The organism is Cypionkella aquatica, from assembly GCF_030161095.1.
GTDB lineage: Bacteria > Pseudomonadota > Alphaproteobacteria > Rhodobacterales > Rhodobacteraceae > Cypionkella > Cypionkella aquatica.
This window is the reverse complement of sequence record NZ_BSPP01000011.1, coordinates 195269-207802: the sequence shown is the minus strand read 5'-3', so window position 1 is coordinate 207802 and position 12534 is coordinate 195269. Positions and strand designations below refer to the sequence as shown.

General features: G+C 62.3%; 12 protein-coding genes. 2 read left to right on the top strand and 10 right to left on the bottom strand.

Annotation, left to right across the window (positions count from 1 at the left end):
• Positions 1-52: 52 nt before the first annotated feature.
• Together QQJ98_RS16355 and QQJ98_RS16350 are read left to right on the top strand one after the other, a co-directional pair.
• Positions 53-838: an ABC transporter permease subunit gene (locus tag QQJ98_RS16355; protein WP_284326434.1), complete on the top strand. Its 786-nt coding sequence runs from the start codon at positions 53-55 to the stop codon at positions 836-838.
• A 3-nt stretch (positions 839-841) separates the two neighbouring features.
• Positions 842-1618, top strand: coding sequence for an ABC transporter ATP-binding protein (locus QQJ98_RS16350; protein ID WP_284326433.1), 777 nt, complete (start codon positions 842-844; stop codon positions 1616-1618).
• 231 nt (positions 1619-1849) lie between these two features.
• Here QQJ98_RS16350 and QQJ98_RS16345 read toward each other — a convergent pair whose 3' ends face one another.
• The 10 genes from QQJ98_RS16345 to sfnG all read right to left on the bottom strand — a co-directional run bounded on the left by QQJ98_RS16345 (position 1850) and on the right by sfnG (position 12520).
• On the bottom strand, positions 1850-3277 hold the full coding sequence (locus QQJ98_RS16345) for an FAD/NAD(P)-binding protein (RefSeq protein WP_284326432.1): 1428 nt from the start codon (positions 3275-3277) through the stop codon (positions 1850-1852).
• Positions 3274-4443 (bottom strand): FMNH2-dependent alkanesulfonate monooxygenase, encoded by a 1170-nt coding sequence (ssuD, locus tag QQJ98_RS16340; RefSeq protein ID WP_284326431.1) that lies wholly within the window; start codon positions 4441-4443, stop codon positions 3274-3276. Before ssuD ends, QQJ98_RS16345 begins: the two co-directional genes overlap by 4 nt.
• Positions 4444-4529: 86 nt before the next feature.
• On the bottom strand, positions 4530-5177 hold the full coding sequence (locus QQJ98_RS16335; RefSeq protein ID WP_284326430.1) for a peroxiredoxin-like family protein: 648 nt from the start codon (positions 5175-5177) through the stop codon (positions 4530-4532).
• Between the two features lie 33 nt (positions 5178-5210).
• A complete protein-coding gene (locus QQJ98_RS16330) occupies positions 5211-6446 on the bottom strand; it encodes an SfnB family sulfur acquisition oxidoreductase (RefSeq protein WP_284326429.1) in 1236 nt (411 codons plus the stop codon).
• 3 nt (positions 6447-6449) lie between these two features.
• On the bottom strand, positions 6450-7226 hold the full coding sequence (locus QQJ98_RS16325; protein ID WP_284326428.1) for an ABC transporter ATP-binding protein: 777 nt from the start codon (positions 7224-7226) through the stop codon (positions 6450-6452).
• Positions 7227-7277: 51 nt separating this feature from the next.
• Positions 7278-8606: an ABC transporter substrate-binding protein gene (locus tag QQJ98_RS16320; protein ID WP_284326427.1), complete on the bottom strand. Its 1329-nt coding sequence runs from the start codon at positions 8604-8606 to the stop codon at positions 7278-7280.
• A 14-nt stretch (positions 8607-8620) separates the two neighbouring features.
• Positions 8621-9652: a branched-chain amino acid ABC transporter permease gene (locus QQJ98_RS16315; RefSeq protein WP_284326426.1), complete on the bottom strand. Its 1032-nt coding sequence runs from the start codon at positions 9650-9652 to the stop codon at positions 8621-8623.
• Positions 9652-10548 (bottom strand): branched-chain amino acid ABC transporter permease, encoded by an 897-nt coding sequence (locus QQJ98_RS16310; protein ID WP_431307833.1) that lies wholly within the window; start codon positions 10546-10548, stop codon positions 9652-9654. The genes QQJ98_RS16315 and QQJ98_RS16310 overlap by 1 nt, the downstream gene beginning before the upstream one ends.
• Positions 10548-11393, bottom strand: coding sequence for an ABC transporter ATP-binding protein (locus QQJ98_RS16305; RefSeq protein WP_284326424.1), 846 nt, complete (start codon positions 11391-11393; stop codon positions 10548-10550). The genes QQJ98_RS16310 and QQJ98_RS16305 overlap by 1 nt, the downstream gene beginning before the upstream one ends.
• A gap of 35 nt (positions 11394-11428) precedes the next feature.
• Positions 11429-12520 carry a dimethylsulfone monooxygenase SfnG gene (gene sfnG / locus QQJ98_RS16300; protein ID WP_284326423.1) on the bottom strand — a complete coding sequence of 364 codons (1092 nt, stop codon included), beginning with the start codon at positions 12518-12520 and terminating at the stop codon, positions 11429-11431.
• Between the last annotated feature and the right edge of the window lie 14 nt (positions 12521-12534).

Genomic DNA, 12534 nt, shown 5'->3' with positions numbered 1-12534 from the left:
AGAGGTCAGACCGCCCTTTGTGCAGAGGCTGCTTTATGACACGATCAACGCTATGACTGCGGGTTCCAATCGCTTTGGTGCGGCCATCGGGTGGCTGCTGCCCATCCTGATCTTGCTGATGTGGGAGGTGATGTCCCGGCTGGGTGTCATCACCGAAAATGTCCTGCCTGCGCCAACAGAAGTTTTCGCGGCCTTTCTGCGCGTGCTGAAATCCGGCGATCTTGCGCGCAACATTGGCGTCAGTTCCTGGCGGGCGCTGACGGGGTTGGCGATCGGGGGAAGCATTGGTTTTGCCTTGGGTCTTGCCAACGGCCTGTCGCTGTTGTCGCGCAACATCACCGACACCACGCTGCAAATGGTGCGCAATGTGCCGCATCTGGCGCTGATCCCTTTGGTGATCTTGTGGTTTGGCATTGATGAAGGTGCCAAGCTGTTTCTGGTGGCTTTGGGGGTGTTCTTCCCGATCTATGTCAACACGCTGCTGGGGATTCAGACGGTGGACCCGCAGTTGATCGAGATGGGGCGCACCTATGGCATGGACCGCCGCGCGCTGTTTCTGCGGGTTATTCTGCCGGGCGCGCTGCCGTCGATCTTTGTCGGCCTGCGCTATGCTTTGGGCATCATGTGGTTGACGCTGATCGTGGCTGAGACGATCTCGGCCTCGGCTGGCTTGGGCTATATGGCGATGCAGGCGCGTGAGTTTTTGATGATTGACGTCGTCGTGCTGTCGATCCTGATTTATGCCCTGCTGGGCAAATTGGCGGACAGCTTTGTGCGGCTGCTGGAGCGGCTTTGCCTGCAATGGCATCCGGCTTTCCAGAAAACGGCAAGGAGTTAAGCGATGGCAAAGCCCCAGTTGCGCAGTGTTGAGACTGCCCCCGCCCCTGCCCCGCCTGCCTTCAGCTTTCAGGGGGTAAGCCGGCGCTTTGGCGCGAAATCGGTGCTGTCGAACATTGAGCTGACCGTGCCGCAGGGCGAGTTTGTGGCGATCATCGGCAAAAGCGGTTGCGGCAAAAGCACCCTGTTGCGGCTGTTGGCGGGGTTGGATCAGCCGGATGGCGGCCAGATCAGCCGCGCGCAGACCCAGCCGGGGCAATCAAGCATCCGCATCATGTTTCAAGAGCCGCGCCTGCTGCCTTGGGCGCGGGTGGTCGATAACGTGGCGGTAGGGCTCACGGGGCTTGCAGGCCGTGCCGAGGCGAAAGCCCGCGCGCATGATCTGCTGGCGCAGGTTGGTCTTGCCGGGCGCGATGGCGATTGGCCTTCTGTGCTGTCGGGTGGGCAACGGCAGCGGGTGGCCTTGGCGCGCGCGCTGATCGGACAGCCGAGTGTGCTGGCGCTGGATGAACCCTTGGGCGCGCTGGATGCGTTGACCCGGATCGAGATGCAGCACTTGCTGGGCCGGATTTGGCAGACCCAAGGCTTTACCGCCGTTCTGGTGACGCATGACGTGGCCGAGGCGGTGATTTTGGCTGATAGGGTGATTGTGTTGGATGCGGGCAAAGTGGCGCTTGATCTGGCTATTCCGCTGGCGCGACCGCGTCGGCACGGCCACCCTGATCTGGCGCTGTATGAACAGAAAATTCTGGCGCAGCTGTTCGGAGACGAGGCGATTTAGGGCGGATTTTTCGGCCAAGACTTTGGCTTGCGCATGGACAGATTTTGTCCCCGCGGGGACAGATGGTTAAATCTTGTCCCCGCGGGGACAGGCGGCCTAATCTTGTCCCCGCGGGGACAGACTTGTGGTTTTTGAGCGTTTTGGCGCAGATTTACACAAGATGTTGTGTGAAAGGCGGCTTTCGGGCAGGCTGCGCGGCTTTTGGTTAAAGGGCGGCGCAGCCTGACGCAGCTATTGTGCCGCGACCAAGCCGCGCCGGGCGTTGATCTGCCCTGCCACTTCGCGGGCGATGTGTTCGGCCCATGTGATCACCTCGGGCACGCCCATCAGCTCGCCCACCGTCGCGCGGGCGAGGGGCCCTGCGACCAACAGGCTGCCGTCGGCTGAGCCTGAACCCGGCACTGCCTGACCACTCGCCGCCGTGAGCAGACCGAGGCCCAGCGGATCGGGCTGCAACAGCCCCAGCGCGGCCAGATCGGCCAGCGCGGGAGTGGATTTGATCACGCTGCCATGTGCGGGGCCAGTCGCCAAGATCACCCGATCCACCGCAATGGTAAGGCGCGTGCCATTGTGTCGGGTCTGCAAGCCGAGTTTGATCGGGCTGCCCGGTGTCGCCGTGACAATCCGCGCGGCGAGGCTGACCAAGCGCCCCAGCCGCTGCATCTGCTGGTTCGCCTCATAGGTTTGCGGCGCGATGCGAAAGCGGTGCACATCCCACAGGGCGCGCAGATGGCGCAGAAAACGACGCCGCTCGGGCTCGGGCAAGGCCGCCCAGATCGCGGGGCCTTGGGCGCGCAAACGATCAAACACCGCGTGCCATGTCAGGCCCATTGCCTGATCCTGCGCCACGGCCGCGCGTGCACGCCGCAGAAGATCCAGGGCGGTGCGCGGTGGATGTGCGGCGAAATCCGCCTTGGTTTCAGGCTGTGCGGGGCCATGTGGCTGCGAGCGCAGCCCGTGGCGGGACAGCGCGGTGATCTTTCCACGATGCCCGCGCCGGTGCAGGGAGGCGACGATATCCGCCGAGGTCAGCCCGTTGCCGACGATCAGCACGCGCGCGTCAGGGTTGACGCTTGCCAATGCACCTTCGGCAAACGGGTCTGCGATCAGGCTGGGATCATCTGCAAGATTTGCCAGTTCGCGCGGCAGTCCTGCGCTGGGATGCGTGGTTGCCAGCACGATGATATCGGCGCGCAGCGTGCCGCTGTCAGACAGACCGAGAGTATAGCGCCCGCCCTGCCCCATCGACGCGCGCGCCACTGACACCACTTTGCTTTGCAGATGCCGCAAGCGGCCCTCCTGCAGCAACGGCTGAAGCTGCGCCGCGACATAGGCGCCAAATACCGCGCGCGGGGCATAGATTTCGCCGGACAGGCGGGCGGAATTGGCGGGCAATGTGGGTGCATCGGGGCTGTGCAGCCACGCTCTGAAATCCTCGGGGCGGTCTGAGCGCAAGGTCATCTTGTGATCGGGCACGTTCAGGCGGTGATCGGGGTCGGGCGTGGCATAGGCCATGCCGCGCCCCAGATCGGCACGGGGTTCGATGACGGTGATGTCAGCATCGGTCAGGTGTGCGAGATGATAGGCCACCGCAGCCCCGGACAAACCGCCGCCAATGATGGCGACGGTCAGCGGGGTTTTTGTGTGGTGTTTGGTCATTGTGCCGCCTGTAGTTTGGGTTTGTGATCGCCCGCGATGGTTTCGCCGAACGGCCCGGTGTTGACCACCAGATCGCGGCGCGGAATCGGATGCGCAAGGGGAAGTTTCGGCAGCACCAATTCGCCAAAGCTATAGGCTTCTTCCAGATGCGGATAGCCCGAGAAGATAAAGCTATCGACCCCGATGCGGCGATATTCGTCGATGCGCTCGGCCACGGTATCGGCATCGCCCACCAATGCCGTGCCCGCGCCACCGCGCACAAGGCCGACACCGGCCCAGAGGTTCGGGCTGATCTCCAGCTTATCCCGACGGCCGCCATGCAGCGCGGTCATCCGGGCTTGGCCGACTGAATCCATCCGCGCGAACACCTTTTGCGCCTCGGCGATGGTGTTATCGTCCAGTTTGCTGATCAGCTTGTCGGCGGCGGCCCAAGCCTCGGCATTGGTGTCGCGCACGATGACATGCAGGCGGATGCCGAAGGAGACTTCGCGGCCTTCAGCATCAGCATGGCGGCGCATGGTGGCGATTTTCTCGGCCACCTGTGCCGGGGGTTCGCCCCATGTCAGATATTTGTCGATGTGCTTGGCGCCGACCTTGAAGCCTTCCTCCGACGAGCCACCAAAATATAGCGGCGGATAGGGTGTTTGGGCGGGCGGATAGATCAGGCGACCATCCGAGATCTGGAAGTGTTTGCCGGTATGCTCCACGACTTCACCGCGCAGCAGGGCGCGGTAGATACCGAGGAATTCATCGGTGATCTCATAGCGTTCGCTGTGCGGCAGGTTGATGCCGTCGCCCTTATTCTCTAGCGGATCGCCGCCGGTGACGATGTTGATCAGCAAGCGGCCATTGGAAATGCGGTCGAGCGTGGCGGTCATCCGGGCGGCTAGGGTGGGCGATTGCAGGCCGGGACGGACGGCCACCAGAAAGCGAAGGCGCTCGGTTTGGGTCGCGAGGGCGGAGGCGATCACCCAGCTGTCTTCGCAACTGCGACCTGTGGGCAGCAAAGCGCCGTAAAAGCCAAGGCTGTCTGCGGCTTTTGCGACTTGGGTGAGGTAAGCCAGATCGACATGCCGCCCGCCCTCGGACGTTCCAAGGTAGCGGCTTTCGCCATGAGTGGGGATGAACCACAGGACGTTGATTTTATCGGGAATAGGATGGCTCATGTTTTCATTCCAATTGCGTGAACCTGAAGTGCGGTCCAAGTTTCGGCGGAAGGCAAAAGGCGGGGACACCCCTTGCCTGCGAAGGATCAGGCGATCTTTGTCAGCACAGCGAGGACATCTGCCGGTTCGGCGCGCTGGGTAAAGTCGGCCTCGACATGCGACCAGCGCAGCACGCCTGACGCATCGACGATATAGGTGGCCGGGATCGGCAGCGCGTTGCTGGCATCGCCATTCCAGTCAGCAAGATCTATGCCGATCTGGCGATACAGCGGGACCAGATGCTGCGGCAGGTCAAACACCAGACCCAGACTGCGGGCAAAAGCGTTGCCCGTGTCTATCAGCACCGGAAACTCCAGCCCGGATTTCTCGGCCGTTTCCTGTGCGTTTTCAGGGAGTTCTGGCGTGATCGCAACAATGGCAGCGCCTGCTGCGCGGATGTCGTCCAGACGCCGCTCAAACGCTTTCAGCGTCACGTTGCAATAGGGGCACCAGCCGCCGCGATAGAACACCAGCACCAGCGGGCCGTGTTCTGCCAGAGCCGCAAGATCAACGCGGCCCCCGGCAAAATCAGCAAGAGTTGGCAGCGCAATCCGAGTGCCCGCTTTCGCGGCTCGGTTGGTGATGCCGGTTGCTTCAAGATCGGCAACCGATTGCCCAATCGCCGCGAAAATCGGGGCAGGCAGTGCCGATTTGACGGCATCAACCGTGCTGCGCAGTTCAGAATTCAGCGTCATGGCGTTCTCCAATGTGATGGGGTGAAGGCGCGGTCAGCTCCACGCATGGAAGGGCGGGTTGACGCCGTTCAGGTAGTAATTGCCCAAGATCGCGTATTTCCAGCGCACCGGGTCGTGCAATGTGTGGGTGCGGGCGTTGCGCCAGTGGCGGTCAAGGTTATGCTCGGCCAAGGTCGACCGCGTGCCTGCCAGTTCAAACAGCTTGTTGGTGGCAAGGATGGCGATTTCGGTGGAGAGCACCTTGGCCTCTGCCGTGGCGATCTGCGCTTGGGCGACGGTTTCCGCCGTGGGATTGGCCACCGCCAGATCAATCGCCGTGCTGGCGATATCCAGCAAAGCGGCGGCGGCATTGGCGCGCAGGTTCAAGTCTCCTACAGCCTGAATGGTGTAGGGGTCTTGGGCCGCGTGATCGAGGCCGGAATCCACCCAAGCGCGGCTGCGGTGCAGCACGAAATCCTTGGTGTCGGCGATGGCGGCGCGGGCGATGCCCAGATCCACCGCAACCTGGATCACCTGGAAGATCGCGCCATCGGCGGAGGGGGCTTCATAGCCTTTATACCCCGGTACCAGATGGGTTTTCGGCACTTTCACATTGTCGAGGATCACCGTGCCGGACAAAGTGGTGCGCTGGCCAAAGCTGGACCAATCGTCGATCACGCTTAGCCCCTCTGCCCCACGATCGGCAATGGCATACCACGCGCGGCCTTGGTCATCGAGGGCCACGATGGGCACCAGATGCGCAAGCAGAGCGCCCGAGGAATAGAACTTGCGCCCGGTCACACGGACATGATCGCCCGCGTCGGTGAACTTGGTTTCAAAATCCACCGCGCGTTTGCTGCCAAATTCCGAGAACGCATTGCCAAAGCGGGTGCCGCGCAAAACTTCACCAAACAGCAGCGCCTTTTGCGCGGGGTCTGACACGGTGTTGATCGCGGCGACCACACCCAGATGGTTCTGCGGCACTTGGCCCAAGGACGGGTCAGCTTCGGAGATGATCGCGATCACCCGGTTCAGCGTGACATAAGACAGCCCCGGCCCGCCGTATTCTTTCGGCACGTTGATCGACCACAGGCCGGATTGCGAGAACGCGTCCAGTTGTTCCTGCGGCCAGATCCGGTTGCGGTCGCGGTCGGACGCGCCTTTGGCAAATTCGGCGGCCAATTTGTGTGCGACCGCAATCGCTTCGGAGTCGCTTTGGATGATATGCGCAACACCTGCGGGGCGGGCAACCGGGGGGACAGGGGTTTTCAGCGGTTCATGTTTGGTCATTTTTCAAATCCTTACAGGTTCAGGGGTGCCGCCCAGATACAGCGCGCGAATATCGGCGCGGGCGGCGAGGTCGGATGCGGGGCCATTCAGCACCGAGCGGCCATTTTCGATGACCGTGGCGTGATGGGCGTATTTCAGCGCGATGGCAGAGTTTTGCTCGGCCAGAAGGATGGTCAGGCCGGTCTCGCGGTTCAGGCGTGACAGGGTTTCAAAGATTTCAGCCACCACCAAGGGCGCGAGGCCCATCGAAGGCTCGTCCAGCAAGAACACTTCGGGCCGCGCCATCAGGCCGCGCCCGATGGCAGCCATTTGCTGCTCGCCGCCCGAGGTCAGGCCCGCGAGCGAATTGCGCCGCAGTTTCAGCTTGGGGAACAGGTCATAGACTTGTTCAAGCACTTGGGCGATCTGGGCACGGTCAAGGCCGCGGCCAATCGCGCCTGTGGTCAGGTTTTCTTCAATGCTCAGGCTTTTGAAACAGCGGCGGCCTTCCAGCACTGGAACAAGGCCGTTGCGGATATGGGCGTGCGGGGTGTCAGCGGTGACATCGCGGCCCTTGTAGCGGATACGCCCACCGGTGATCTGGCCACGCTCGGCGGGCAGCAGGTTGGAGGCAGCTTTCAGCAGCGTGGTTTTGCCTGCACCGTTTGCGCCCAGAAGTGCGGTGATCTCGCCCTTGCGGACCGTCAGGCTGACGCCGTGCAGGGCGGCGATGGCACCGTTGTAGGCGGCGTAGACGTGGTCAAATTCGAGAACAGGTTCGGGCAGGTTCAGTATGGCCATGATGACCCCCTTTTGGTTCGGCTGGCCCCGATGCAGGGCCAGCCGCCTGGCTTATTGCGTCACCTTGTCGGCATCTTCCGAGGTGCGGATCGGCAGACCTTTTTCCGCCGCATAGGCCTCAGACGATTTGGTGATGATTGGGCGCAGCAAGGCCCAATCGGGAGCGATCCAGTCGGACACCACGTTCCACTTTTTGCCATCCCACTGTTGGAAGGTGACGTAGCCTTCGCCTTCGTGGTTGTCGTAGGTGACGTTGATCGAGTGGAACAGGTTTTCAGCCCCCAGCTCCTTCACCCGTGCGGGGGTCAGTTGCAGATGCTCGAACCCCCAGCGTACTTCGTCGCCGGTCAGGGTGCGGTTGCCGAATTTACCTTGCGCGATGCGGATGGCTTCGACGTTCAGGATGCCGTTGACGATGCCAAGGTTATGATACACCGAACCAATCCGCGATTTGTCGGACAGGTTGCCTTGGCCTGCGGTATAGACCGATCTGATGATCTCTTGCAGCACCGGATACTGGTTGCCCGAGGCTTGGGTGGTGATCGCGGTATAGCCAATCGCGGCATCGCCTGCGGGCAGCGCGTCTTCTTCCGAGTTCGACCAGACGTTGCCGATGATGTGATCGACCGGGAAGCCATTGCGTTGTGCGGTGGTCAGGGCCACCGGGTTCATCACGCCCCAACCGCGGAGGACGACATAATCGGGGGCTTCGCGGCGGATTTGCAGCCATTGCGCGCCCTGTTCGTTGCCGGGATGCGGCACCTCGATCTGCACGACGGTGAAGCCGTATTTCTCGGCCAGAAGTTCATAGATCGGGATGGTTTCTTTGCCGTAGGGAGAGCCGTGGTAGAGCACGACGATCTTCTTGCCCTTGAGGCTTTCCAGCCCGCCCTCTTTGCTGGCGATGTAGTTCACGATGCCCGAGGTTTCGGAATAGGGGTTTAGCAGCAGCGGGAACACATAGGGGAACACCCGGCCATCGGTGGTATCGGTGCGGCCATGGTTCACCGTGATCAGCGGCGCTTTATCCGCTGTCACGCCATCAATCATCGCGTAGGCGATGCCGACGGAAAGCGGGTTCCAGGCGGCGATATCAGCGTGGCTTTTCTGGCGCTGATAGCATTCAACGCCCTTTTCCACGGCGTATTCGGTTTCGCATTCGTCCCAGACCAGCTTGACGCCGTTCACGCCACCGTCGCGGGTGTTGATCAGGGTCATATAGTCGATAAAGCCACCGAAAAACCCGGTGCCGCCAGCGGCATAGGGGCCGACGCGGTAGGATTGCAGGGGAAAGTATTGCTCATCCGCTTGGGCTGCTTGGCCTGCGGCGAGGGTCGCCACGGTCAAGGCCGCTGTGGTGATACGTTTCAGGAAAGACATTTTAGCTCCGTTGGTTACAGGGTGTTGCGCGCAAAGCGGCGCTTTACACGGGTTAGGATGGCCGCCAGCCCGTTCGGCTCGGCGATCAGAAAAGCGATGATGAGGGTGCCGAGGATGATGCGCTGCACCAGCTCCAGCACGCCAGAGTCGATCATGCCGCCGAAGGCCATGGCAGACAGGCGCGACAGCAGCAGCGGGAACACCACGATCAGCCCCGCGCCAAGGAAGGCACCACGCAGGGTGGCCAAGCCGCCGATGATGATGATGAAGAGCACGTCAAAGGATCGGTCGAGATCGAAGCCCGCAGGCTCGATCGTGCGCAGGTAGGTGAAGGCCCAGAGGAACCCTGCGACGCCGATGATGGCCGAGGAGAGGGCGAAGGCCACCAGCTTGGTTTTCAACACTGGCACGCCGATGATCTGCGCGGCGGTTTCATTGTCACGGATGGCGATCAGGTCGTTGCCCAAAGGACCAGCGGTGAAGGCCCAGACGCCGAGGGTGAGCAGGGTAACGAGGGTGAGGGCCAGCAGATAGCGGGCGGTGGTGCTGTCGAGGGAATAGCCAAGGAGGGTCATGCCGGGGGCTGATATGACGCCGGACGGGCTGTAGTTGGAGAACCAGCCGAATTTGGTCAGCGCCCATTGCACGAAGAATTGCGCGGCAAGGGTGGACACCGCCAGATAGAACCCGCGCAGGCGTAGGCTGGGCAGGCCAAAGATCAGACCAACGGTGGCGGCGGTCAGCGCCGACAGCAGGATCGTCAGCGGCAGCGGCAGGTTCAGCCGCAACTGGATGTTATAGGCGGCGAAGGCACCGACCGCCATGAAAGCGGCAGACCCGAGCGAGACTTGCCCACCGTATCCAGTCAGCAGGTTCAGCCCGACCCCTGCCAAGGCGAGGGCGAGGAAGGGCAGCAGGATCGCTTCGATCACATAGGGCGAAGCCAAGGCTGGGATCGCGATAAAGGCGATCAGCAGAAAGGTGGCGAGCGGGGTATGGCGCAGCAAGTTCGGGCTGTGCAAACGGGTATCGGCAAGAGTGGACATCAGAACCGCTCCACCAATTTCTGGCCGAACAGGCCCGAGGGACGGACCAGCAGCACCAAGAGCGCCACGACATAGGCAAACCAACCCTCAATCCCGCCGCCGACGAAGGGGCCGAGGTAGACTTCGGCCAGCTTTTCGGCAGCGCCAATGGCAAGGCCTGCGACGATGGCCCCCAGCACGGAATCAAACCCGCCCAGCACCAGAACCGGCAGCGCCTTCAGCACGATCAGCGACAGCGAGAATTGCACGCCCAGCCGCGCCCCCCAGAGAAGGCCCGCGACAAGCGCCACGATGCCAGCGGCGGCCCAGACCGTGGCCCAGGTGCGATCCAACCGCAGGCCGACGGCGAGGGCGGCGAACTGGTCATCGGCCACAGCGCGGAAGGCGAGGCCGGTGCGGGTCCAGCGGAAGAAGGCGGTGAGGCTTGCGACCAGCACCCCGGCGATGCCGGCAGCGACCAGATCAAAGGTGGAGATGAAAACTCCGGCGATCTGGAATGGCGCGTTCGAGATGCCGAGATCGAGACGGTGGACTTCGGTGCCCCAGATGATCTGCGCAGCGCCTTCGATGATATAGGACAAGCCGAGAGTGGCCATGAACAGGGTCATGGGGGATCGGTTGGCAAGCGGGCGCAGCACGGTGCGCTCGATGGCGAAACCGAGGGCGACCATTATGGCGGCAGAGATGATCAGGGCGAGGAAGAAGGGGACGCCCGCCTCAACCAAAGAAACGAAGGTCAGCGCGGCGAATAGCACCATCGCGCCTTGGGCGAAGTTCAGCACGCCTGAGGTTTTGTAGATCAGCACAAAGCCAATCGCCACAAGGGCATACATCACGCCCGACAGCAGCCCGCCGATGGTGACTTCGATCAGGAACAGAAAGCCGAACCAATCCATCATGCGGCCTCTTGGCCCAGATAGGCCCGGATCACACTGGGGTCGCGCTGCACTTCGGCGGGGGTGCCGTCGGCGATCTTCGCGCCATAATCCAGCACTGCGACGCGATCTGACAGCCCCATGACAACGCCGATGTCATGCTCGATCAGGATCACTGACAGGCCTGTGGAGTCGCGCGCGGCGCGGATATAGCCCGCCATCTCGGCTTTCTCTGTGGCAGTCATCCCCGCCATCGGCTCGTCCAGCAGCAGCAGTTTCGGGCGGGCCACCAAGGCGCGGGCCAGTTCGACCCGCTTTTGCAATCCGTAGGACAGGGTGGAGACGGTGCGATCCAGATGGGCGGTCAGGTCCAGCCGGGCCGCGATTTCGGCGACCTGATCTGCAATCGCGCGGTTCTCGGCGCGGGCATTGGGCAGGCGGAACACTTGGGCGATAGACCAAGCCTTGCGCTGAAAGGTCAGGCCAGCCGCGATGTTGGCCGCCACGCTCAGGCTGGGGAACAGCGCGAGGTTCTGGAAGGTGCGTGCCACGCCCAGACCCGCCAAGGCCTGCGGCGGCACATGTTCAAAGACCTGAGCGCCCAGCACCAGACTGCCACTATCCGCCTGATAGAGCCCCGAAATCACGTTCAGAACTGAAGATTTCCCTGCCCCATTCGGCCCGATCACCGCGCGGATTTCGCCCGGGGCGACCTGAAACGACACTTCACGCAAGGCTTTGATGCCGCCGAACGACAGGCTGATCCGGCTGAGCGCCAAGGCATAGGCCGGGAGCAAAGTGGTGGGGTGCAGAGTATTGAGGACTGGGCGTGCAGGCGCAATCCGGCGCAGAACGGCGCTGGTCATGGCAGTCTTCCTTGGGGGCTAAAGGGGAGTGGGGCCTATTCGGCCGCCACCTGCTGTTCGCGCGCGGCTTCCAACTGGCGCACCAGTGGAATGACGTGTTTGCCGAAGAACTCGACCTCTTCCTGAAAGTGCAGGAAGCCCAGCAGGATCAGATCGGCCCCGGCATCCTTCAGCGCGATGATGCGTTGGGCGATCTGGTCCGGCGTGCCGATCAGGTTCGAGCGGAAGCCGTCGTTGTATTGCACAAGGTCTTCCAGCGTCGATTTCGCCCAATTGCCTTCGCCTTCCGGGCTGGCTTTGCCGGCGTTCTTCACCTCATGCGCGAAGCCCTTGACGGCATCGGGGTTGGCGTTGTCGATGATCTCGGCCAGCACTTCGCGGGCCTCGGCCTCGGTTTCACGGGCGATGGCAAAGGCGTTGACGCCGACCTTGACGCGGCGGCCTTCGGCATCGGCCTTGCCGCGAATGTCATCGACCTGCGCCGCCAATCCTTCGGGCGTGTTGCCGTTGGTGAAATACCAATCGGACACCCGCGCCGCCATATCCCGCGCCGCACGGCTGGAGCCGCCTTGGAAAATCTCAGGCTGCGGATCGGCGGGTTTGGGCTTCATCGTGTAGTTGTTGAAGCGGTAGAAATCGCCTTTGAAGGTGAAATCATCCTGCCCCCAGATCCCGCGCAGCGCCCGGATGAATTCTTCGGAACGGCGGTAGCGTTCGTCGTGATCCAGCCACGGCTCGCCAATCGCGTAGAACTCGCCGCGGAACCAGCCCGACACCACGTTGATGGCGATGCGGCCGTTGGTCAGCTGGCTGATGGTGGCGATCTGCTTGGCGGCCACAGCCGGGTTCCACGGGCCGGGCAGCAGCGCTGCGATTACTTTCAGCTTTTCGGTGGCGGCGAGCAAAGCATGGCTGAACGCGACAGGTTCGTGTTGATTGTCAGCGCCATAGCCCGCCGTGAACCGGATCTGGCTGAGGGCATAGTCGAACCCCGCAGCCTCGGCGATTTGCGCCAACTTGCGGTTATAGTCGATATCCCAGCTGGTGCGCTGTTCGATGTTGGAGATCACCAGGCCACCCGAAACATTGGGCACCCAATAGGCGAATTTGACGGGATCAGTGGTCATGTTGGCGTCCTTTT